Source organism: Myxococcus sp. CA039A (assembly GCF_013336645.1).
Lineage (GTDB): Bacteria > Myxococcota > Myxococcia > Myxococcales > Myxococcaceae > Myxococcus > Myxococcus llanfairpwllgwyngyllgogerychwyrndrobwllllantysiliogogogochensis.
Window position 1 is genome coordinate 35,452 of sequence record NZ_JABUMQ010000007.1, and the last position, 22,162, is coordinate 57,613.

21 protein-coding genes are annotated in these 22,162 nt (G+C 69.0%); 12 read left to right on the plus strand and 9 right to left on the minus strand.

Annotation, left to right across the window (positions count from 1 at the left end; translation table 11 throughout):
* Positions 1-42 precede the first annotated feature (42 nt).
* Both HR086_RS02085 and HR086_RS02090 read right to left on the minus strand, forming a co-directional pair.
* Positions 43-702: a hydrolase gene (locus tag HR086_RS02085; protein WP_174461755.1), complete on the minus strand. Its 660-nt coding sequence runs from the start codon at positions 700-702 to the stop codon at positions 43-45.
* A 110-nt stretch (positions 703-812) separates the two neighbouring features.
* Entirely contained in the window at positions 813-962 is a 150-nt protein-coding gene (locus HR086_RS02090; protein WP_174464696.1) for a hypothetical protein, read from the minus strand.
* 165 nt (positions 963-1,127) lie between these two features.
* On the opposite strand from HR086_RS02090, the gene HR086_RS02095 reads away from it, so the two are divergent.
* Together HR086_RS02095 and HR086_RS02100 are read left to right on the plus strand one after the other, a co-directional pair.
* A complete protein-coding gene (locus HR086_RS02095; protein WP_174461756.1) occupies positions 1,128-1,760 on the plus strand; it encodes a response regulator transcription factor in 633 nt (210 codons plus the stop codon).
* 267 nt (positions 1,761-2,027) lie between these two features.
* A complete protein-coding gene (locus HR086_RS02100; protein WP_174464697.1) occupies positions 2,028-4,478 on the plus strand; it encodes a lectin-like protein in 2,451 nt (816 codons plus the stop codon).
* 59 nt (positions 4,479-4,537) lie between these two features.
* Here HR086_RS02100 and HR086_RS02105 read toward each other — a convergent pair whose 3' ends face one another.
* On the minus strand, positions 4,538-5,032 hold the full coding sequence (locus HR086_RS02105) for a GNAT family N-acetyltransferase (RefSeq protein ID WP_174461758.1): 495 nt from the start codon (positions 5,030-5,032) through the stop codon (positions 4,538-4,540).
* Positions 5,033-5,411: 379 nt separating this feature from the next.
* Here HR086_RS02105 and HR086_RS02110 point away from each other — a divergent pair, with 379 nt between their 5' ends.
* The gene (locus HR086_RS02110) at positions 5,412-6,521 is read left to right on the plus strand and encodes a hypothetical protein (protein WP_174464698.1); all 1,110 of its coding nucleotides are present in this window, start codon (positions 5,412-5,414) and stop codon (positions 6,519-6,521) included.
* Between the two features lie 27 nt (positions 6,522-6,548).
* Here HR086_RS02110 and HR086_RS02115 read toward each other — a convergent pair whose 3' ends face one another.
* Positions 6,549-7,046, minus strand: a complete 498-nt coding sequence (locus tag HR086_RS02115) for a DUF3592 domain-containing protein (RefSeq protein WP_174464699.1) — start codon at positions 7,044-7,046, stop codon at positions 6,549-6,551.
* Positions 7,047-7,272: 226 nt separating this feature from the next.
* Here HR086_RS02115 and HR086_RS02120 point away from each other — a divergent pair, with 226 nt between their 5' ends.
* Positions 7,273-8,106 (plus strand): 3'(2'),5'-bisphosphate nucleotidase CysQ, encoded by an 834-nt coding sequence (locus HR086_RS02120; protein ID WP_141648904.1) that lies wholly within the window; start codon positions 7,273-7,275, stop codon positions 8,104-8,106.
* A 7-nt stretch (positions 8,107-8,113) separates the two neighbouring features.
* Here HR086_RS02120 and mug read toward each other — a convergent pair whose 3' ends face one another.
* A complete protein-coding gene (gene mug / locus HR086_RS02125) occupies positions 8,114-8,671 on the minus strand; it encodes a G/U mismatch-specific DNA glycosylase (RefSeq protein ID WP_305794042.1) in 558 nt (185 codons plus the stop codon).
* 130 nt (positions 8,672-8,801) lie between these two features.
* Here mug and HR086_RS02130 point away from each other — a divergent pair, with 130 nt between their 5' ends.
* Positions 8,802-9,752 carry a 1-phosphofructokinase family hexose kinase gene (locus tag HR086_RS02130; protein WP_141648905.1) on the plus strand — a complete coding sequence of 317 codons (951 nt, stop codon included), beginning with the start codon at positions 8,802-8,804 and terminating at the stop codon, positions 9,750-9,752.
* Positions 9,753-9,864: 112 nt separating this feature from the next.
* Positions 9,865-11,187, plus strand: coding sequence for a glycosyltransferase family 87 protein (locus HR086_RS02135; protein ID WP_174464700.1), 1,323 nt, complete (start codon positions 9,865-9,867; stop codon positions 11,185-11,187).
* On the opposite strand, the gene HR086_RS02140 is transcribed toward HR086_RS02135, so the two are convergent.
* Positions 11,175-12,455 (minus strand): amidohydrolase family protein, encoded by a 1,281-nt coding sequence (locus HR086_RS02140; protein ID WP_141646877.1) that lies wholly within the window; start codon positions 12,453-12,455, stop codon positions 11,175-11,177. The two genes, HR086_RS02135 and HR086_RS02140, sit on opposite strands and share 13 nt — an antisense overlap.
* A gap of 167 nt (positions 12,456-12,622) precedes the next feature.
* Here HR086_RS02140 and HR086_RS02145 point away from each other — a divergent pair, with 167 nt between their 5' ends.
* A complete protein-coding gene (locus HR086_RS02145) occupies positions 12,623-12,931 on the plus strand; it encodes a hypothetical protein (RefSeq protein WP_141646878.1) in 309 nt (102 codons plus the stop codon).
* Positions 12,932-12,958: 27 nt separating this feature from the next.
* Here HR086_RS02145 and HR086_RS02150 read toward each other — a convergent pair whose 3' ends face one another.
* The gene (locus HR086_RS02150) at positions 12,959-13,333 is read right to left on the minus strand and encodes a DUF423 domain-containing protein (RefSeq protein WP_141642555.1); all 375 of its coding nucleotides are present in this window, start codon (positions 13,331-13,333) and stop codon (positions 12,959-12,961) included.
* A gap of 94 nt (positions 13,334-13,427) precedes the next feature.
* Between HR086_RS02150 and HR086_RS02155 the strand changes: the two genes are divergently transcribed.
* Positions 13,428-14,036 carry an SET domain-containing protein gene (locus HR086_RS02155; protein WP_174457251.1) on the plus strand — a complete coding sequence of 203 codons (609 nt, stop codon included), beginning with the start codon at positions 13,428-13,430 and terminating at the stop codon, positions 14,034-14,036.
* Positions 14,037-14,548: 512 nt separating this feature from the next.
* Complete coding sequence (locus HR086_RS02160) at positions 14,549-15,490, plus strand: acyl-CoA dehydrogenase family protein (RefSeq protein ID WP_174464701.1); 942 nt, start codon at positions 14,549-14,551, stop codon at positions 15,488-15,490.
* A gap of 205 nt (positions 15,491-15,695) precedes the next feature.
* On the opposite strand, the gene HR086_RS02165 is transcribed toward HR086_RS02160, so the two are convergent.
* Complete coding sequence (locus tag HR086_RS02165; RefSeq protein WP_174464702.1) at positions 15,696-16,421, minus strand: hypothetical protein; 726 nt, start codon at positions 16,419-16,421, stop codon at positions 15,696-15,698.
* Positions 16,422-16,939: 518 nt separating this feature from the next.
* On the opposite strand from HR086_RS02165, the gene HR086_RS02170 reads away from it, so the two are divergent.
* Genes HR086_RS02170 through HR086_RS48210 form a run of 3 tightly spaced genes read left to right on the plus strand, consistent with a single transcriptional unit; the run spans position 16,940 to position 20,120 of the window.
* A complete protein-coding gene (locus HR086_RS02170; protein WP_174464703.1) occupies positions 16,940-17,743 on the plus strand; it encodes a hypothetical protein in 804 nt (267 codons plus the stop codon).
* A gap of 45 nt (positions 17,744-17,788) precedes the next feature.
* The gene (locus HR086_RS02175; protein WP_174464704.1) at positions 17,789-19,099 is read left to right on the plus strand and encodes a M18 family aminopeptidase; all 1,311 of its coding nucleotides are present in this window, start codon (positions 17,789-17,791) and stop codon (positions 19,097-19,099) included.
* Positions 19,100-19,145: 46 nt separating this feature from the next.
* Positions 19,146-20,120, plus strand: a complete 975-nt coding sequence (locus HR086_RS48210; protein WP_174464705.1) for a fused MFS/spermidine synthase — start codon at positions 19,146-19,148, stop codon at positions 20,118-20,120.
* Between the two features lie 13 nt (positions 20,121-20,133).
* On the opposite strand, the gene mdoH is transcribed toward HR086_RS48210, so the two are convergent.
* On the minus strand, positions 20,134-22,158 hold the full coding sequence (gene mdoH, locus HR086_RS02185; protein WP_174457245.1) for a glucans biosynthesis glucosyltransferase MdoH: 2,025 nt from the start codon (positions 22,156-22,158) through the stop codon (positions 20,134-20,136).
* Positions 22,159-22,162 lie beyond the last annotated feature (4 nt).

Sequence of the window (22,162 nt, forward strand, 5' to 3'; positions counted from 1 at the left end):
GCGCGTGTCCATCGCCGGGGTGTGACGGAAAGCGGGACGGCGTCAGTGCTGGCCGCCCTCGGAGGCGTTGAACATGGACTTGGCGTACTGGACGCCCAGGCCGTAGCCCCCGCCGTTGCTGGTGGCGATGCCCGTGGTCAACGCGTAGGTGGCGCCGCGCGCCCAGTCCCGCTGGAGCTCCAGCAGGTACTGGAGGCTGGTCATCGGCATGGCGCCGGCCTGAACCATGCGCTGCACCGCGCGCTCGTGGGCCTCCTCGGAGATGTCACCGCTGGCGTCGGTGATGACGTAGACCTTGAAGCCCTGGTCGATGGCGGACAGCACCGGCCCGACGATGCAGACGCCCGTCCACAGGCCGGCAATCACCAGCCGCTCCTTGTCGAAGCGGTTGACCTGCTCGGTGACCTGCGGGTCCTCCCAGGCGTTCATCGTGGTGCGGTCCACGACCCTGGCCTCGGGGAAGACCTCCTTGATTTCAGGGAACAGGGGCCCCGAGAAGCTCTTCTCCGCGACGGTGGTCAGGAGCGTGGGAACGCGAAAGCCCGCGGCTGCCTTGGCGATGAGCGCGGTGTTGTTGCGCAGCAGCGAGATGTCGATGGAGCGCGTCGCGAAGGCCATCTGCGACTGATGGTCCACGAGGATGAGCGCGTGGTTGTCGGGGGTGAGCAGGTTCTTGCCGGGGGTAGGACTGGCGTTGGGCATGGGGCTCCTCGGGGGTGTTTGCACTTCATGGGGACGTGACTGCCGTCGACCTGGGTTTTACATAAAACACCCGGAAGTCCCGCGAGAGCATCCCCCGTTCGGGTGACGGCTCAGTCCCCGGAGGTGTTGGAGAGCAAGGACCCCGTCACGGGCAATCGCAGCCACAGCCAGGCCATTCCCAGCGTCCCCTCGGGAATCATCGAGATGAGTCGTTGCACGACGAGAGGATAGCGATGCCAGACGTCTGGATGAAACCCCATGCCAGGGAGGATGTCCTCCCCATTTCGGGGGAGGGCGGGGGACTCGGCCTGTGTAGCGAGCGGCACGGGGCGTGAGGAATCCGCTGGTGTTGAGGGTGTATCAGTCCCGTTGTCGCGGTGATGGCCAGATTCCGGCATCCCTCCTGGAGTGGTATCCTTGACGTCATGAACGCGATGGACTCGAACATCCGAATCCTGGTGGCCGACGACCATCCGCTGTTGCGTGAAGGGCTCAGCGGGATGATTGCCGGCCAGCCGGACATGAAGCTGGTCGCCGAGGCGGAGAACGGCGAGCAGGCGCTCCAGGCCTACCGGACCCACCAGCCCGACATCACCTTGATGGACGTGCAGATGCCCAAGATGAATGGCATCGACGCCATCACCGCGATTCGCTCGGAGTTCCCGGCGGCGCGCATCGTCGTGCTGACGACCTACAAGGGCGACGCGCAGGCCGTGCGGGCCATCAAGGCGGGCGCGTCCGGCTATCTGCTCAAGAGCATGCTGCGCAAGGACCTGGTGGAGACCATCCGCAGCGTGCATGCGGGGCGCCGCCGCATCGCCGCGGACATCGCGTCGGAGATGGCCGAGCACATGGCGGACGACGAGCTGACGACGCGCGAGCGGGACGTCCTGAGCCGGGTCGCCGCGGGCAACGCGAACAAGGAAGTCGCCGCGCAGATGGGGATCTCCGAAGAGACCGTCAAGACGCACATGAAGAACGTGCTGACGAAGCTCTCGGCCAGGGACCGCACGCACGCGGTGGTGGTGGCCGTACGGCGGGGCATCATCGACCTCTGAGCGGAATTCCCCGCGCTCCCTGCCCAGCTCTGCGATACAAGAATTGTTCAACAGGCCGATGTTCCGTGCTTGTCCCGCAACGTAGGTGGATGTAGAAGGCGCGCCCCCTTGGCCGAACCGGGCCTGGGGGACATCCAAGGACAGCACTATATGAAGTTGGCCAATGCTTGCCTGCTCATGGGCATGCTTGCTTGCGTTTCTTGCAACACCCCTCCGGCTGAAGCTGAACCCACTCCTCCCCAGGAGTCAGGGGCTGTCTCCCAGGCGATGGAGCCTGGTGATTATTGGGCGGCGCACGCCGCCAGATTCCAGCAGACCGAGCTCCAGCGAGACATTCCGGTCCAGCGCTTCCAGCGGCTTGGCGCGCACAATGCCCACGTCAGCAATGCCTATTCCCACGGCGGGCGTTGGTACACGCGAGTCAATCAGCACCGCTATGTCTACAACCAGCTCGCCATGGGCATGCGCGCGCTCTATGTGGACGTCTGGGACCATGGCTGTTTCTACAGCAAGGACGAGCCGAACGACCCCTACGGCAACGCACAGGCGCCGGGGTTGTGTTTCAGCCATGCCGTGGAGCCCTTCTCGACGCCGATCAATGGCATCCTGGGGGAGATCTCGACCTGGCTCCGCGAGCCCCAGAACCAGAATGAAGTCCTTCTGATTGGCATTGAGGACCTGGAGGTCAACTCGGCGGATTCCCGGACGCGAATGGTCAACCTGTTGCGCCATTTCTTCGACAAGTCCTATCCGAATGTCCCGGGGGATACACGGGGCAGTCTCATCTTCACTCCGCGGGACCTGCGAACCTACTTCTCGAACCCGTGGGCCATGGGGTCGGGCTCCCAGGCTCCCGGCGAGTATCATCCCCAGCGCTGGCCGACGAACGAGGAGCTGGCCAGGATGGGCAAGCGGGTCATCATCTCCGTGAAGGACCGATTCGACTATTCATCCCTGCCCGATGGAAACGGCGGCTCGCTCAAGGACTGGGTCTTCTCCGAGAGTTCGGGGCACCATGAGGGCGGCTCGGCCGAGCCGGATCTGTGGGTCAACGCGCCCGGTTACCCCGCGAACGAGGCGCAGAAGTTCACCGGATATCCCTCCTGTCGCTCGCAGGACCTGCCCGGGGCGCTGGGCCTGTATTGGACGGAGTTCTCCGAGCTGCGTATCTGTGACCAGACTCTCCACTGTGGGCTGCCGTACTCCGGGTTCTCCCACTACCTGGACTACTGGGCTGCCACGCGCTGTGGCTTCAGCATCTCAATGGACCAGGTGGAGTCGAACCTCTCGTATTCACCGTATGGTGTCAGTATGGATGCGATGAAGGAGGCGCTCTGGTCCTTTGGCGAGGATGAGCCGAATGACGGGGATGACAATGAAGACTGTGCGGAGTTCCAGTCGGATACCGGTCAGTGGAACGACGTGGACTGTGCTTCGAGTCTGCGGCGCGCCTGTCAGAAGGTGGGCGCGACCTGTGACGCCTCCTACTGTCCGTCTGATTACTGGAAGTTGTCGACGGGGGCCTACGAGTGGGCGCCCCAGTACAACTTCTGCCCGGACGGATATGCATTCATTCCTCCCCAGAACGGCTACGAGAACCAGAAGCTGCAGGAACTCGTCGATGGCGGAGACAACGTCTGGGTCAACTTCTCCGACCGCCTGCTCGAGGGCAAATGGCAGTACGAGGGTTTCCAGTGGTGGGCTGACGGCGAGCCCAACAACTACGATGGTGTCGAGCATTGCGCTGAGTGGAAGGGGCTGTATGGCTACAACGACGCCCCCTGCGCCACGAACAAGGCCTATGCCTGCCTCCGGATTGCAACCGGCTCCTCCTCCGGCAATCCCTGGTTCATTACGGACGCCACGGGCCCCTGGAACCGGCCGCAGTGCCCCGCGGGCTATGAGTTCGTCCCGCCCAGGAACGCCTCGATGGGTTATCAGCTCCAGGAACTCTCATACCTCTCGGGCAAGAACGCCTGGGTCAACCTGACGGACCAGTTCGAGGCAGGTCGCTGGGAGGAGGTCCCCTTCCAGCCCTGGGGGACGGGCGAGCCGAACAACGCGGGAGGCGCCGAGAACTGCACGCTGGCCAACGTGACGGGCACCTGGAATGACGCGCCCTGCGATACCGCGGTGAAGCACGCCTGCCGGTGTACGAGCCAGGGCTGTGTGCTGAATGACTGGAAGCTGTCGGCCACGGCTGGCGCCTGGAGCGCGAGTGTCTGTGGCGATGGCTGGACGTTCTCGGCACCCAGGAACTCCATCGAGAACACGGCGCTCCAGCAGAAGCAGCAGGGGGCCATTGTCTGGGTCAACCTCACGGACCAGACGAAGGAGGGGCGGTGGGTTCACTGGGGCGGTGCCCCGGTGCCGTTTACGCAGTGGGCCGCGACCGAGCCGAACAACTACAATGGCAACGAGCACTGCGCCATGATTCTGGCCAATGGGACCTGGTACGACGCGAATTGCGCCGAAAGCCATCCGCATGCATGCCGGAAGTACGGGACAAGTTGCACTGCGACCGCGTGCCCGTCTGACTATTGGGCAATGGGTGGGACGGGGTCTTTCGACAACTTCCAGTGTCCCTCGGGGTATGGGGCGGGTGTCCCCAAGACCGCCGTCGAGAACGCCGCGCTGCTGACCAAGACGAACGGTCAGAACGCGTGGCTGAAGCTGACGGACCGAGGCCACGAAGCAGACTGGACCACCTGGGACTGAGCTGTGCCCGGTGACACGCCAGCCGCCATTCCGGGCGGCGTGTCGGAAGCCCTGAGTCCTCAGGGCTTCTTGGGCGTGTCGGGCGCCTCGCGGGTCATCTCCACCATGGTGGGGCGCCACCCGAGGCGCGCGAACATCCGCTGTGCGGGCTCGTTCTTGGCGGCGGCGTGCAGGACGACGCGCGGCACGCCCAGGGCCGTCAGTCGGCGCATCAGCTCCTCGGCGAGCAGGGGGCCTACGCCGGCGCGGCGGGCCTTCGCGTCCACCCACAAATCATGGAAGCCGCCGGAGCGGTCCAGCAGGGCGTTCCAGTCCACGTCCTCCACGCGGCCGTACGCATAGCCCACCACCTCACCGTCCAGCTCGGCGACGAGGACGACCGCGTCAGGCTTGCGGGCCTCTCGTCCCAGCCACCAGCGGTATCCAGACTCCACGTCGTCCGGAAGCATGAAGCGCTGAGGGTCAAGCTCGTGATGGAGCCGTGCGAGCGCCGCGCCCATCCGGCCCAGAGCGGGCTCGTCCGAGGGCTGGGCGGGGCGGAGGGTGACGGGCATGCGGGAGCTCCTTCAGGGAGGGCCGTCCAGATGGCACGGCGCGGGGGCGACAGCGTCACACAGGGGCTTCGGGTCCGCACGGCGTTCGTTTGGGGCGGATGTGGAGTGTCGGACGGGAGAGGTCTCCGTCCGTCCGCTTCCCGTCGCGACATCCGGCGTTCGGACGGGGCCGTCGGCAATCGATACCACGCGGAACGGGCTGCTTTGAGCCTCGCGCGACGCCCCGCGCAAGGAGCGCATCTGCGTGCCGTCCGGACGCCGAGGCGTGCCGGGTGGACGCGAGGTCCGGCGCTCCAGCAAGGGAGGTCCTTGTCTTTACTGGGCTTGCGCTCCGGGTACACAGCTTGCTCCCCGGGCACCGACCAACCCGGGAGTCTTCATGCTGTGCAGCTTCTGCAAGCGCGAGGAGATGGAAGTCCGCCTCGAATGTGACACGTGCGCCAAGAAGTTCTTCATCTGTCTCAAGTGCTGGAATGGCTGGCGCGGCAAGGTCACCCACTGCGGGAAGCTGCTCGACGTCAAGCGCTTCATCTCGCGCTCGGACGCGCATCCTCCGCTCGATGAGCTGCTCGGTCGCGCCGCCGCCGAGGGACGGAAGTTCCAGTCGCGGCTCTCGCTCTCCACCATCGAGATGTTCGTGTGCTCTCCGCTCTCCACCTATGGGAGCACGACGACGAGCGACCTGGAGGAGGTTGTCCGGGTCTTCGCCCTGAAGACCTCCGTGGCCACCCTGCGGTCCATGCTGTTCGCGGACTACGTGGAGTTCACCGCGAAGCACAACCTGGAGTCGGGCTCGTGCGGCGCCACGTCCTCCTGGATGGATGACGTCACGACGGTGGGAGGCGACGCGCCGGCCGTGGGGGACATCGGCGCGCCCGCGCTGCTGAGCCTGCTCGAGAACACGCCGGGCCCCTACTACTGTCGCATCTCGCGCAAGCCCCACTCGTTCATGGTCGAGCGCCTGGGCGACGAGGTCCGCGTGTACCAGAGCTATGCGAGCAAGTACTCCCTCGCCCACTGTCTGGAGGCGATGCGGCCCATGTCCCACGCGAAGTTCTGCGAGGACTTCACGCTCGCGCTGACGGAGCTGGGGACGCTGGAGGATGTCCGTCAGGCCAAGAAGCGCCTGTTCCTCATCGACGTGCATTGGAGCCAGCCCCGCATCCAGTACCGGCTGAACACCGCTCCCGCCCGAAGTTCCCTCGTGCTCCAGAACCTCCAGGCGCGCCTGCAGGCCTACCGGGGCGAGTGGGCGACCTGTCTGACGAAGACCATCGAGGAGCTGGCTCCCGACCCGGTGCCCCAGGTGTTCGCGACAGCGCCGCTGGGGCCCCTGGAGCTCGTCGACACCCGCCAGAAGCTCCTCGTCTACTTCGACGAAGACACGTTTCCGGATCCACTCCAGCTGGGCATGGACGTGGATGGTGACTTGGGGGGCTACAGAGTCGTCGCGCAGAATGGCGACGTCTTCACCTTGCGAAGGCGCTGAGGCGGAAGCCCGCGCCCGCGACCATGGCTACCGCGCGAGCCGCTGCCCCTTGATGCGGCGCCGCTCGCGCACGTCGGAGCGCACCATGTCCACCATGCCCGCGCCCGCGAGCCCCGCGAAGGCCAGGCCGCCGAACATCACGACGTAGCTGGACATCCCCGCGTTGCCACACTCCACGCACGCGATGGCCGGGTCGTCCGGTTCGTAGTGCACGGGCAGCTTCGTGCCGGAGGCATACCGGTGCGTCAGGCGCTGGGCATCCGGCAGCGCGCCCGTGTCATTGCCTCCGAACGAAATGGTGTCCGCCGAGTAGGCGTGGCCCCCCACCGAGTACTCGTACTTCACCTCGGGGTGGAAGCGGGTGGTGCGCCGGTTGCGCACCGTCTCCACGCCCGAGGACACCACGGTGCCCTCCGTGGTGGGCCAGCGCTCGCTCGCATGGGCGCGGTACAGCATGCGCCCGCCCCCGAAGGCGAGCATCCCCCCGAACACCAGCATCAACCCCGCCAGTAGCACCTTCATCATCTCGGCATGTCCTCACTTCGCGTCGGGGGCTTGGGCGCGGGCCCGCTCCCCGAGCGCTCACGGTTCGCTTCATGCAGTGCAGGAGCCACGCCACCATCTTCCCTCGCGAGCGCGTCCGGCCGGGCGGGGCAATCCGCCCCGCGCGGGGCGGTTCGCCCCATGTTCCAGGTCCACACCGACGCGCGACCTCCCACCCAGGCCCCATTCGAGGGCAGACTGTCCGCCCATGCCATCCCTCGACACCGAGCTCGACACCGCCCGCCGCATCGCCCGTGAAGCGGGCGCCCTCTTGCTGGAGGTCTACGCCACGCCCTTCTCCGTCGAGGACAAGGCGGGCGGCCAGGGGCCCGTCACCGAGGCGGACACCCGAGCCAACGCCCTCATCGTGGAGGCGCTGCGCCGGGCCTTCCCCGGTGACGGTGTGGTGGCCGAGGAGTCCGACAACAGCGCCGCCGCCGGCCGCTTCGAGCGCTGCTGGTTCGTGGACCCGCTCGACGGCACGCAGGAGTTCGTCAACCGCAACGGCGAGTTCGCCATCCACATCGGCCTGGCCATTGGCACCGAGGCCGTGCTGGGCGTGGTGTACCGGCCGGTGGGCGACACGCTCTATTCGGGCGTGGTGGGGCAGGGGGGCTTCGTGGAGAAGGCGGGCGCGCGCCGGGCCCTGCGCGTGTCGGACGTGGCGGAGCCCGCGTCGCTGCGGCTGGTGGTGTCGCGCTCGCATCGCTCCAAGCTGACCAACCAGGTCGTGGCCCGGCTGGGAATCACCCGCGAGCAGGAGTCCGGCTCGGTGGGCGTCAAGTGCGGCCTGCTGGCGGAGTCCCAGGCGGACCTCTACCTCCACGTCAGCGACAAGAGCTATCGCTGGGACAACTGCGCGCCGGAGGCCGTGCTGCGCTCGGCCGGGGGCATCCTCACGGACCTGGGCGGCACGCCGTATCGCTATGACGGCTCCGAGCTGCAGAACCTGCGCGGCCTGCTGGCCTGCAACGCCGCCGCGTTCCCCCACGTGCAGCCCGTCGTCACCCGCTTCGCGCGCGAGGCGGGGCTCATCACCTGAAGCGCCGTCAGCCCGCGTCCGCCGCGAGTCGCAGTTGCGCGTAGAGCCGGGCCAGGTCCGGGAGCTGGTAGTGGGCATTGAGCCCGCTGGGATTGGGCAGCACCCACAGCCGCGTGGTGCCCAAGGTCTCCTCTTGGAGTCCGAGCTGCGCCTTGGGCCGCGCGAAGGCGGTGCGGTAGGCGCCCACGCCCAGCACCGCGAGGAAGCGCGGGTGGTAGCGGCGCACCTTGGCTTCGAGCGAGCGGGCGCCCTCGGTCAGCTCCGACTTGTCGAGCAGGTCCGCGGTGGCGGTGGCGCGGTCGACGACGTTGGTGATGCCCAGGCCCTGCTCGCGCAGCTCGCCCTGCTCCGAGGGGCTCAACTGTCGCGTCGTGAAGCCCGACAGGTGCAGCGTGGGCCAGAAGCGGTTGCCGGGGCGCGCGAAGTGGTGGCCCATCACCACGGAGTAGAGGCTGGGGTTGATGCCGCAGAAGAGCACGCGCAGGCCGGGCGCGATGATGTCCGGCATGTGGCGGCCGGTGGCGGCGTCGAGCTCGTCCCGCGTGGGGCCTCGTGGCGAGGGCATGTCACGCATCTCGCATCAGCCGCGCGGGGATGGCAACGGCCGGGCTGGCGGGGACGTGCACGGTGGGGCACTCTCTGCGCGCTTGCGTTCCGAGAGGGACGACCTCTTCCCATCGCTGGAGACCTGGCACATGGCGCACATCGTGACGCTGACGCTCAACCCCGCCATCGACGTCGCGACGTCGGTGCCGGAGGTCACCCCGGAGCACAAGCTGCGGTGCGGCTCGGTGCGCAGGGACCCGGGCGGTGGCGGCATCAACGTGGCGCGCGTGGTGCGGGAGCTGGGCGGGGAGTCCATCGCCGTCTACACGCGGGGCGGCGCCACGGGGCTCATGCTGGAGGAGCTGTTGGAGGAGAAGGGCCTGCTGCGCCGCTCCATCCCCGTGGAGGGCTCCACGCGCGAGAGCTTCACCGTGGCCGAGGGCGCCAGCGCCCGGGAGTACCGCTTCATCCTCCCCGGGCCGGTGCTCTCCGAGCTCGAGTGGCAGCGCTGCCTGAGCGCGGTGGGGGAGGTCGCCACGGGCGCCGCGTTCATCGTGGCCAGCGGAAGCCTGCCCCAGGGCGTGCCCGACGACTTCTACGCGCGTGTCGCGCGGCTGGCGAAGCGGCTGGGGGTGCGCGTGGTGGTGGACACCAGCGGGACGCCGCTCTCGGCGGCGCTGGAGGAAGGGGTGTTCCTGGCCAAGCCCAACCGCCGCGAGCTGCGCGAGCTGACGGGCCGGAAGGCGGAGGACCTGGCGACCCAGGCCGAGGCGGCGCGGGAGCTGGTGGCGAGGGGCCGGGCGGAGGTCCTGGCCGTGTCCATGGGGGCCGACGGCGCGCTCTTAACGACGCGTGACGCGCAGCTGCGCGCCTCGCCTCCTCCGGTGGAGACGCACAGCTCGGTGGGCGCGGGGGACAGCTTCGTCGCGGGGCTGACGCTGGCGCTCGCTCGGGGCCAGTCCCATGAGGAGGCCCTGCGCTGGGGCATCGCCTCCGGCACGGCGGCCCTGCTCTCCCAGGGCACGGACCTGTGCGGCCGAGCGGACGTCGAGCGCCTCTTCGCGCAGGTGAAGGCCGAGCCCCTGGCCCGCACTCCGTAGCGCCGACCCGGGTAGACTCCGCCTCCTCGGGTGGCGCCCGACCAGGGGAGGGGGCGGCGTGTCTCTCTTTCCCCGCGACAAAAGCAGCCAGGATTGGACAGAGTGCGCTCGCGTGTCCGCCTCCACCCCTCCTTCTCCCGCAGCTTCCCCTTCTGCCCGTCTCGGGCCCTGGCACTGGGTCGCGTTCCTCGTCGGCGTGACGCCGCTCGTGGTGTACGCGTTTTCGCCGCGTATCGGCGACCTGGACCTGTACTTCAAGACGGCGCGAGCCTTCCTCGCCGGCGCCACGCCCAACCAGGACTTCCGCTTCGAGTACCCGCCCTACGCGCTGTTGTGGTTCGTCCCCGCCGCGTGGGTGCGCCATACGCAGTGGGAGTTCATCCCGCTGTTCGGCCTCCAGCTGGCGGTGATGGATGGGTTCATCAAGTGGGTGCTGCTGACCGAGGGGGCCCGCAAGTGGGGCAGGGCGTGGCGCTCGGTGGTTCCGTGTCTGGCGTACTCGGTGACGTCGTGGATGGCGGCGCTCTACTACCTCAAGCGCTATGACCTCATCCCCGCGGCGCTGACGATGGCGGCCCTCTTCGCATTGGCGCGCCGCCGAGAGACGGTGGCGGGCCTGGCGCTCTCGGTGGGCGTGGTGACGAAGCTGTACCCGGTGGTGCTGGTGCCGCTCGCGTTGGCCGTGTGCTGGAAGCGCGGCACGCTGGGCAAGCTGGTGGTGGGCCTGACGCTGGGCGTGGCGCCGCTGTTGCCGCTGAGCGCGGTGTGGCCCTGGTGGGGCTTCGCGTCGTTCCATGTCGACCGGGGGCTCCAGGTGGAGTCGCTCGGGGCCTCGCTGCTGTGGGCCGCGCATCACCTGGGCCTGGTCCAGGGCGTGCTCTGGATTCACGCCCCCGCGGCGTTCGAGCTGCACGGAGCGGCCGCCGAGGGCGTGAGGGCGGTGAGCCGGTGGCTGTGGGTGGTGGGCTCGTTGGGCATGGCCGCGGTGGGCATGTGGTCCGTGCGTCGCCGGCTCCCCGAGCGGATGGATGACCTGGCGCGGCTGGCGCTGGGGCCGTTGGTGGCCTTCATCATCCTCAACCCGGTGCTCAGTCCGCAGTTCCTCACGTGGGTCATGGGCGCGGCGGCGCTGGCGCTCTTGTCCGGCTCGCGCACGGTGCCCGTGCTCATCCTCGTGGCCGCCATCCTGTCGCGAGGTGTCTTCGTGGGGCCCTCGTACAAGTACGGGCTGGGCATTCCCCAGACGCTGCTGCTGCTGGCGCGCAACGGGATGTTGTTCGTCGCGGGCTATCTGCTGCTGCGGGATGCGTGGCGCCGGGTGGCCTCGGAAGACGCGGCGCCCAAGGCGTCGTCGGCGCTGGACTACCTGCCCGCGTCGGTGGAGGCGGGCTGCGCGGAGCCCGCGGGCATCGGGCTGGCGAGTCAGCGCCGGTAGGGCGTTCCGTTCTTCATCACCCAGCGGACCTTGCGCACGGCGGAGATGTCCCGCGTGGGGTCTCCGTCCACGGCGACGAGGTCCGCGAGCAGGCCGGCCTTCACCTGGCCGAGCCGGTCCTCGCGGTGCAGCATCCGCGCGTTGCCGGACGTGGCCGCCTGGAGCACCTGCACGGGCGTCATGCCGTACTCCACCATCAGCTCCATTTCGCGCCCGTTCTCCCCGTGGGTGAAGACGCCCGAGTCTCCACCCACGCACATGGGCACGCCCGCGGTGAGCGCCGCGCGGAAGCTGGCGCGCTTCTCCTGGATGGGGGCGGGCTCCGGACCCACGCCCTTCTTCCAGCCGTGGTAGCGGAACAGCGCGTCGCCCGCGGCGAGCGTGGGGCAGAGGAAGACTCCGCGCTGCGCCATGAGGCGGAAGACCTCCGGTGTTCCCCCATCGCCGTGTTCGATGGTCTCCGCGCCGGCGAGCACGGCGCGGCGCATGCCTTCGGGCGTGCTGGCGTGGACGGAGACGGGGCGGCCGCCGTCGCGTGCCGTCTCGACGATGAGCTTCATCTCCTCGAGTGAGTAGGTGGGGCGCGCCTCGCCCGAGGGGCCCCAGCGATAGTCGCCGTAGACCTTCACCCAGTCGGCGCCCCGGCCCATCTGTCCGCGCACCGCGCGCACCAGGTCATCGACGCCGTCGGCTTCCTCGGCGCCCTGGGGGACGTGCCACTCGGGGGCGAAGCCCTTGGGGGCATAGGTTCCAGTGGCCACCAGCGCGCGGGTCGCCACGAGGAGGCGAGGTCCGGGGATGATGCCCTGCTGGATGGCTTGCTTGAGTCCGACGTCGGCGTCGCCCGCGCCCTCGGTGCCCAGGTCTCTCGCGGTGGTGAAGCCCGCGAGCAGCGTCTCTCGCGCGTGCTGGGTGGCTCGGGCCACGCGCAGGGACAGCGGCTCCTTCAGCACCTGGTCGTTCCAGCTCGTCTCGTTGTACGGGTGGAGGAACAGGTGGGAGTGGCCCTCGATGAGCCCGGGCAGGAGCGTGGTGCCGGCGAGGTCGACGACTTCCGTGCCCTCGGGCGCCTTCACCTGAGAGGCGGGGCCGGCGGCGACGATGCGCTCTCCGGTGACGAGCACCACCCAGCCCGCATGGGGCTTGGGGGTGACGCCGTCGAAGACGCTCGTGGGGCGCAGCAGGTAGGACCTTGGAGCAGGGGCCGAGGCTCCAGACTGCTGGGCCGAGGCCGTGGTGACGACGAGGGCCAGGAGGAAGGCGCGCATGGCGGTTCCGGGGAGTGGGTGTGGGGGAGGGGATGATGACGCGGCGCCAGGAAGGCAGCCACTTCGCCGCTCCCTGTCCTGGAGGGCAAGCTGGACTGAGAGGGCGCTTCAGGTGCGCTCATCCCCCGCGCTGCGAGCGCCAGCGGGGGGTGGTTAAACCCAAGGGCATGGCCCGAGAACAGAGCGTCAACGCGTTGTTGCCGGTGGAGGCCGAGCTCCAGAAGGAGAAGGCCTCCGCGCTCAAGCGCACCGGCGAGAAGCTGGAGAAGGCCCTGGCCGCGCTGGAGGGCGCCGAGCGCGAGCTCTTGATGTCCCGGGGCCCCACGCGGGCGGTGCGCCTGGAGCGCTACCGCGAGGTGCGCAAGGAGGCGGAGCTGCAGCGTTGGTACCTGATGGTGCAGCGCGAGGCGTGTGGCATCCGCAACAACCGGGACCTGGACCTGATGTACCCGATGCCTCCGCTGGTTCGGGAGTGACAGCGGGGGCCGGGCCTCGGTGGGTGGCTACGGCGTCGCGCGCCAGGCGGCGATGGCGAAGAGGGCCCAGCCCGCGAGGAAGCCCAGGCCGCCCAGGGGCGTCACCGCTCCGAGGACTCGGACGCCGGAGAGTGCGAGTGCGTAGAGGCTGCCGGAGAACAGGACGATGCCCACAAGCATGGCCCAGCCCGCGCCGTTCAGGAGCGAGGAGGGGCGCAGCAGGGCCAGCAGTCCCACCGCGAGCAGCCCGAGCGCGTGGTACATGTGATAGCGCGCGCCCGTCTCGAAGATGACGAGGAGGTCGGGAGGGAGCCGGGCCTTGAGCGCGTGAGCGCCGAAGGCTCCCGCGGCCACGGACAGGAAAGCGTTCACCGCACCGAGCACGAGCCACCACCGCATCATCGAACGCCTTTCATCGAGAGTCCGTCTGGTGCACGCTACACCGCCGCTGATGGAGCGTCCTGGCCGACGTGAACTCCGGGCCACTCATACCCGCATGACATCCCCCACTTTCACTCCTTCTTCCAAGCCCATCCCCTTCGAGCTGCGTCCGTCGTCCATCCAGGGCACGGGCGCCTTCGCCACCCGCCGCATCCGCAAGGGCGAGCGCATCATCGAGTACGTCGGTGAGCGCATCACCCAGGCGGACGCGGACCGTCGCTACGACGACGAGGCCATGGGGCGGCACCACACCTTCTTGTTCAACCTGGACAGCAAGACGGTGCTCGACGCGGGCACCCTGCACAACGAGGCGCGCTACATCAACCACTCGTGTGCCCCCAACTGCGAGGCGCTCATCGACAAGGGGCGCATCTACATCTTCGCCCTGCGCGCGCTCGAGGTAGGGGAGGAGCTGGTCTACGACTACGCTTACGAGCGCACCGAGGACATGGGGTCCGAGTCCGAAGCCCTCTACGTGTGCCGCTGTGGCGCGCCCCAGTGCAGGGGCACCATCCTGGCGCCGGAGAAGAAGGCCCCCGCCCGGAAGAAGGCCTCGAAGAAGAAGTCCGTGTCCAAGTCCCGCTCCGCGAAGAAGCCCGTGAAGGGGAAGAAGACGACGAAGGGCAAGAAGTCCGCGGGTGGCCGCAAGCGCCTGGCGGGGTGAGGTTGTTTGCCCGGGCCTGACGCGCTGTCGTCGGGCCTCGTGGCGAAGTGAGTGCGAGGGCCAGCGACGCCGGCCGGGAGTTGTCGCCCTGGGGCCCGCGAAGGTCGCGTGCTGGTGCGGGCGAATCCCAGTTCCCTGGCACGCCGACTGAGCGCATTCCGGGACACCTCAGCCGCGCCCCTGAGCATCCAGGTCGCCAGCGCATTCGTGGACGCAGCGAGTGACTCCTGCCACGTTCACGACTCCCGCGAGCTGGATGCTCGGGCTGCGATTGATGAGGTTGTAGATGGAGGCGCGTGGGATGTAACGCCGAGCGCTGGACTCTGTCTGCTCATCATGGGGGGCTGGTGCAGCGCATCCTGTACACAGTCATGCCTTGGGTGTTGTTTTTGAGAGGGTAAAGGCATGTTGGGTCTGGCGCCGCTGGCTGACTTCAGTCAGGCCGGTGGGCCGCCTCTGGTTTGGATTGTTCCGGGAACGCCGCTTGCGTCTGGCTGTCGTATAGTGGCCCTGTGAACGACGTCCTCTCCTTCCTGCTCACTGAGTCCCCCGAGCCCGTCACACTCGACTCCGTCGAGACGTGGTGGCGCCGTCATGTGGAACTGGTGCCGCGGTTCCAGTCGCCCGCGGACCTCGCGCTCGCGGGAGGCTTTCGCGCGGACCGGCTTGGCTTTGCATTCGCCTCCGGGTACCACGCCGCCCACCGCTTCCTGTTCCCCATGCTCCCCGCTGACCAGCCCGTCGCGCTCTGCGCCACGGAGTCGATGGGTGGGCACCCCGCCGCCATCCAGACGCGTCTTGCGCCAACGGCCACGGGCTGGACACTCACAGGGGAGAAAGCCTTCGTCACGCTGGGCTCCAGCGCGAAGCTGCTACTCATCGTCGCCTCCGAAGGACAGGACGAGCAGGGCCGCAACCGGCTCAGGTTGGTGTCCGTGGACGCCAGGCGCGCGGGCATCATCGCCACTGAATTGCCCGAGCTCCCCTTCGTGCCCGAGGTCCCTCACGCGGAGCTGCGGCTCGAAGACGTGGCGGTATCACCGGACGAAGTACTCCCGGGCGATGGCTACACGCGATACCTCAAGCCCTTCCGCACGGTGGAGGACTGTCATGTCCATCTCGCACTCCTCGGTTGGCTTCTCCAGCTCGGCCGACGCAGCGGCTGGCCTGACCCCATCCGCGAGGAGTTGCTCGCGCTCGCGGTGATGATGCGCGGCCTTGCCCAGGCGGACCCGTCATCCGTGGCGACGCATGTGGCGCTCGCTGGCGCGCTGGCTCAGGTGAAGCGCACGCTCGTCGAGAGTGAGCCGCTGTGGGCCCAGGTCGACGCTGTGACTCGTGAGCGCTGGGCGCGCGACCGCCGACTGCTCGACGTTGCTGGGAAGGTACGCGTCAAGCGACTGGAGGCTGCTCGCGCGAAGCTCGCGGGTGCGGTGCCGGAACAAGGCGACTGACCTCATGACGCGCGTACAGGCAAGACGGTAGAAACCGCTTGCGCGAGCTGTCGGCGTTCCGCCGGAACAAGTTGCTTGCCACGAACGCGCACGTGCCAGGACTGGGAACGCGGCTCACTCGAAGCTCAGCCCGTGAAAGACGAAGGGCCGCGCCCCTGTACGGGACACGGCCCTGACACGCCTCACGGCGTGAACCCTGGTCTGCTCAGTACCGTCCGCCGCCCACGATGGAGACGAGGGCGGACAGGATGCGGTTCTCCACGCCCCACACGGCCTTGTTCAGGCCCTTGATGCCCGCTCCGCGCAGGTAGTCCGTGAAGTCGTGCAGCGCGGTGGAGCGCTGCGTGCTCTGCCCCTCCGCCGCATACAGCAGCGGCGTGCCCGGCGCGCCCGTCAGACCCAGGTCGGGACAGGCCTCGGACAGCTTCTGCGGATCAATTCCCGTCGCCGCCGACAGCATCGCCACCGTGAACTTGTGCACCGGTAGCTCGCGCGCGTTCGGCACCTTCTTCAGGACCTTCTCCCGGTCCTTCGGATCCGTCGCGAGCTGATCCAACGTCACCTTCGACATCGCGATGATCTGCTCGTTCGACACCTTCTTGCCGTCCAGGATGGCGCGGCCGAGCAGCGACGCCGGCGTGTCTCCCTTGATGGTGACATCCGCCCCCGGCATGTTCTGCATCCGGTCCCAGATGGCCTGCACCGCCTTGCCCACCTCGGTGTCCGGCCCGCCGCGCCACGCGCCCGGCGTCGGCTGCGCCGCCACAGCCTGCACCGGCGCCGCCAGCTTCGCCTCGAAGGTACTCAACTGCGCATGACCCACCGCGTTGGCCCTCGCCGGGGCCGCCGTCTGCTGCGCCTCCCGCTGCGGCTGGAGCGACGTGGACGGGTTTGACGTGACGACGCGGGCACGGTTGCGGATGGGATCCATGCTTGGGGGACTCTCCAGAATTCGACGAATCAGCAGGTTATCGCAGGCGGCCGGTAAAGGTTGCCGCCGAGCGGAAACACACCCATCAGGGAGCCAAGAACGGCACCCAATGTCTGACGCATGACGTCATGAGGTCCCTGGACACCCAGATCGTGCTGAAGCCTGTAACCGGTATTTCCTCTCCGACCTATCCCCCATGTGCGCACGAGGTGCGACAACTCACAGGAGACGAACATGCCCATTCATATCAACCCCCATCGTCCCAGGCCCACACCAAGGCCGCCCCCCAAGGCGCCCTCGAAGACCGAGTCACGGCCTCCGAGCAAGAAGCCCGACCCCAACCGGGACAGGGACCGCTTCGAGCCTCCTCGGCATCAGCGGCCCACACATCGGACGTGACAGGCCCCTCGCGGGCCGTGCTTTCCGGGACATGAAGCACGGCCCGTGGCACCGAGCGAACACGGATGCGGCGCGCATTCCGCACGACAACCGGCCGGTGAAGCCGTATTCGGGGCGGCATGAAGCGTTTCCCCTCCGAGTTCGCCGACCTCCTCACTCCCAAGGGCCGCCGCATCCTGGAGGGCCGGGACACCTCAGTCTCTGGCGCGTTGCTGGACCCCGCGCGCCGCTTCGTCTCCCTCCAGGGCGTGGTGGACGCGACTCGTGCCGCCGCCTGTCGCAACGCGCTCGACGCGGCGCTCAACAACACCCTGGTGCGCATGGAGGACCCCATCCCCGTGGACTCCATCTCCGGGATGACGATGAACTACATGGAGCTGCTGCCCAAGACGGTCCGCGTGCGCACCGCGCTGCTGGAGAACCGGCGCTCCCGCTCCTGGCGCGCGGCGGAAGCGGTGGGGCTCACCACCATGCTTCGCTCGGACACCTTCGCCGCCTTCGCCGCCTCCGTCAGTGGCCGCGTGCTGCGGCGCAACTGGGGCATCCAGGTGCTCTGCTACGGGCCCGGCGACTACTCCGGCCCTCACAATGACCACCACCCCGAGGAGGCCGAGGCCCGCGCCGGCTACGTGGACATGCACGTGAGCCTCACCATGCCGGGCGTGGACCACCAGTACCTCGTCTACGAGAAGGAGGGGCACCTGTCCGAGATGACGCGGGTGAGCACCGTGGGCGGCATCACCGTGTACCGGCTGCCCTTCTGGCACTACACGACGCCGCTGCTCGCCAAGCGCGGCAAGGAGGACCAGTCCCGCCGGTGGGTGCTGCTGGGGACCTTCCTCGACGCCGCCCCCCAGGCCCGGCCGTCCTCCACCGTACCGCCGCCGGCGACAGGGGCCCGTCCGTCCGCTCGGGGGACGTGATTCTGACGTGGCGAGACGCCCGCCAGCGGTTAGCTTCGGGCCGACATGAGCCCCACCGACACCGACGCCCTGGCCGATGACCTGCTCGCGTACATCGATGCCTCGCCCACGCCGTACCACGCGGTGCGGGAGACGGCCCGCCGCCTGGAGCAAGCGGGCTACCGCGCCCTGGACGAGCGCGAGTCCTGGACGCTGAAGCCCGGTGAGCGCGTCTACGTCACCCGGGGCGACACCAGCATCGCCGCCTTCCACCTGGGCACCGCGCTGGTCGACCGGGCGGGCTTCCGACTGGTCGGCTCCCACACCGACTCGCCCAACCTGCGACTCAAGCCCAACGCCCAGGTCGCCAAGAACGGCTACCAGCAGCTCGGCGTCGAAATCTACGGCGGGGTGCTGCTGCACACCTGGACCGACCGAGACCTGTCGCTCGCCGGCCGCGTGGTGCTGCTCGAAGGCGGAAAGCCCCGGGGCCATCTGGTGGACTTCCGCAAGCCGCTGTTGCGCGTGCCCAACCTGGCCATCCACCTCAACCGAGGCGTGAACACCGAGGGCCTCAAGCTCAACCCGCAGGAGCAGATGGTGCCCGTGCTGGGCCTGGAGAGCGCGGGCGCGGTGGACCTGCGCGCCATGCTGGTGAAGGAGCTGTCGAAGGGCGGCGTGAAGGCGGAGGCGGCCGACATCCTGGGCTACGACTTGTGCCTCTACGACTTGCAGCCGTCCACGCGCTCGGGGGCACACGAGGAGTTCCTCCATGCGCCGCGCCTGGACAACCTCGCGAGCTGCCATTCGAGCCTGACGGCGCTGCTCACCGGCCCGGCCTCGCGCGAGGCCACCAGCGGCGTCATCCTGTTCGACCACGAGGAGGTGGGCAGCCGCAGCGCGCAAGGCGCCGCGTCCCCCTTCCTGCGCACGCTCCTGGAGCGCCTCACCCTGGGGCTCTCGGACGGAAAGCCCGATGCGTTCCACCGCGCCATGGCCCAGTCCTTCCTGGTCAGCGCGGACATGGCGCACGCGGTCCACCCCAACTACGCCTCGCTGCACGAGCCCAAGCACCAGCCGCAGATGGGCGCCGGGCCCGTCATCAAGTCGAACGTGAATCAGTCCTACGCCACCGATGGCGAGTCCTGGGCGTACTTCGCCGCGCTGTGTCGCGAGGCGGGGGTGACGCCGCAGCACTTCGTCACGCGCACGGACCTGGGGTGTGGCAGCACCATCGGCCCGATTACGGCGGGACAGCTCGGCATCCGCACCGTCGACGTGGGCAACCCCATGCTGTCCATGCACTCCATCCGGGAGATGGCGTGCGCGTCCGACGTGGCGGCGATGGTGGCCGTGCTCCGTCGCCTCTTCGCGTGACGCACGGCTGTCAAAAGCCGGCCGGGGAGGTGATAGACCTTTGTGCGTGACTTGGCCGCGCGCGGGAGGTCCCTGGTGGTGCGAGGCGCCCTGGAAGCGGGTTCTCCCCCGCCAGGGCGCACCGCTCGGCCTCTCTCTTCCCGGAGGCAAGGTCGAGCGCTCCCGGCGCTACCTCGCGCGAGTCTTCCGCTGGCTCTCCCAGCCGCGCACCGTCCTGCACGTGGGGCTCGCCGGCTCACATCGCTGCATCGTCAGCCAGGACGACGAGGGCCGGCGCTACCTCCAGTTCGGCTGGGACAGCGCATACCAGAGCGTGGTGGGGCAGGGCTTCCCGCTGCGGCTGGAGCTCGAATACACGCAAGGCATGATTGGCGGCGTGGCCTTCGTGGCCAATCCCCAGCGCATCCTGATGGTGGGTGTGGGGGGCGGCTCGCTGCCCATGTTCCTGCGCGCCGCGCTGCCCCAGACGCGCATCGACGCGGTGGACAGTGACGGGGAGGTGCTCGAGGTCGCCCGGCGCTACTTCGGCTTCCGCGAGGATGCGCTGCTGCACGCGCACGTGGCGGACGGGCGCCGCTTCATCGAAACGCCGGGGCCCGCCTACGACGTCATCCTCCTGGATGCCTATGGCCCCCGAGGCATGCCCAAGGCGCTGGCGACATGGGAGTTCCTCCAGGCCGCCAAGGCCCGGCTCACGCCCGACGGCGCGGTGGTGAGCAACGTGCACCGTTCTCCCAATCCGCTGTACCCGGCGATGCTCCAGACGTGGCAGGCGAGCTTCGCGCAACTGCACGCCTTCGATTCGCAGACGACGGCCAACCGCGTCTTCGTGGGGCTGACGTCCACGCAAAAGGTCTCGCGAGGGGCGCTGAAGGCCCGTGCCGGTCGGCTGGCCCGCGCCGCGCGCTTCAACCTGCGCGCGCTGATGTCGCGTCGATTCGAGGACCGCGAGGTCCGCCGCGCCTCCTCGGAGGGCCGAGCGCTCGACTCGCTGGACCTCGTGCTGCACGACGAGGGCTGACCGCTCCGCCGCGTCAGGACAGCGCGCGCGTGAGGCGCTGCTCGCGCGCCTCGCTCAGCGTGCCCACGTCCAGCAGGGCCGCGACCTTCTCCTGCGCGGAGAGGGGCTCGGCGCCGCCGCCCAGCAGCTTGCGTCGCGCGGACTCCAGGGCCGCGGGCGAGGTGTGCTCGGCGAGCCCCGGCTGCGACTCCAGCAGCGCCAGGTGCAGCGCGTGCATCTTGGCGTCGCCGAGCACCCGCTCGATGGCGTCCGGCACCGGCTCCACCGCGTGCTCCTCGGTGATGGCCTGGGCCCGCTCCACCACCTCGGGAGGCTCCGTCTCCTCCGGCAGGAGGAACAGCCCCCGTCGCGCGGCCCACATCCCCAGCGAGGAGCGTGCCGTCAGCACCGTGAGGGGGACGGCGAGCAGCAGCCCCACCGCCACTGGCAGCAGCCACGCCACCAGCGCCGGGGACACCAGCGCGGCCACGGCCAGCATCCCCACGCCCACCGCCATGTGCACGGCGTGACGCCGCGCCGCTTCGGACCACGGCAGGTCCGCGTCCTCGCGCTGCTGGCTGGACCAGTTCACCCGGTACCCCAGGAGCGTGCCGAAGACGAAGTGTGACTGGAACAGCATCATCACCGGCGCCAGGAGCGAGGCCAGCACGCTCTCCACGAGCACGCTGAGCACCAGCTTCACGCGCCCCCCCATCCTCGCCGCCTCGCCCCGCTTGAAGAGCGCGAGCATCAGCCCCAGGACCTTGGGCGCGAACAGCATGCCCATGGACACCGCGAACAGGCGCAGCGCGCCGGGTGCGTCGAACGCGAGCACGGGCGACTCCAGCGCGTGCGCGTCCAGGAAGAAGCGGTCATGCAGCGCGGCGACGAGCCCCGACACCAGGAACAGGAGCCACAGCGGCGAGGCGACATAGGACATGACGCCCATCAGGAAGTGGCCCCGGCTGAACGGATGCAGGCCGCCCGCCATGACGAGGCTCAGGTGCTGCAGGTTGCCCTGGCACCAGCGCCTGTCGCGCTGCGCATACGCGAGCAGGTTCGGCGGCGGCTGCTCGTAGCTTCCGCCCAGCTCCGGCACCAGCCACACCGTGTAGCCCGCGCGCCGCATCAGCGCCGCCTCGACGAAGTCGTGGCTGAGGATGTGTCCGCCGAAGGGCTGCTTGCCCGGGAGCACCGGCAACCCGCAGTGGTTGATGAACGCCTCCGTGCGGATGATGGCGTTGTGGCCCCAGTAGTTGGACTCGCCCAGTTGCCACGCCGCCGCGCCCGCGGCCACGACGGGCCCGTACACCCGGCCCGCGAACTGCTGGAGGCGCGCGAAGAGCGTCGTGCGGCCCACGTTCAGCGGCGGTGCCTGGAGGATGCCCGCGCGCGGGTTGAGCTCCATCAGCCGCGCCATCTTCACCAGCGTGCGGCCGTCCATGAGGCTGTCGGCGTCCAACACCACCGTGAAGTCGTAGCGGCGGCCCCACCGCTCGCAGAAGTCGCCGAGGTTGCCCGCCTTCTTGCCCGTGTTGTCCGTGCGCCGCCGGTAGAAGATGCGTCCCTGGCCGCCCACCCGGCGGCACAACTCCGACCACGCCAGCTCCTCCGCCACCCACGCCTCCGCGCGCGTGGAGTCGCTCAGCACGTAGAAGTCGAAGGCGTCCAGATGGCCGGTGGCGGCCACGGACTCGTACGTCGCCTGCACGTTGGCGAAGACGGAGGCCGGGTCCTCGTTGTGGATGGGCATCACCACCGACGTGCGCGACGCCAGGGGCTGGCCCTCCTCGTCCGGTGTCGGGTAGCGCAGCCCGGGAAGCCGGGGGCCCAGGGCCAGTTGGAGGAAGCCCGCGATGGCCGTCCAGAAGGACAGCGCAATCCAGCCGAAGCACAGCGCGAAGAGCCCCACCAGCACCACTTCGGGCACCGAGGTGCCGTGGGCGCTCAACAGGCGGTGCATCTCCAGCGTCCCCACGAGGGTGGTGATGGCCGCCAGGCCCAGGACTCCGACGCGCCGGAAAGCGGCGCTCTCGGGCGAAAACGAGTGGGCTTCCATCGCG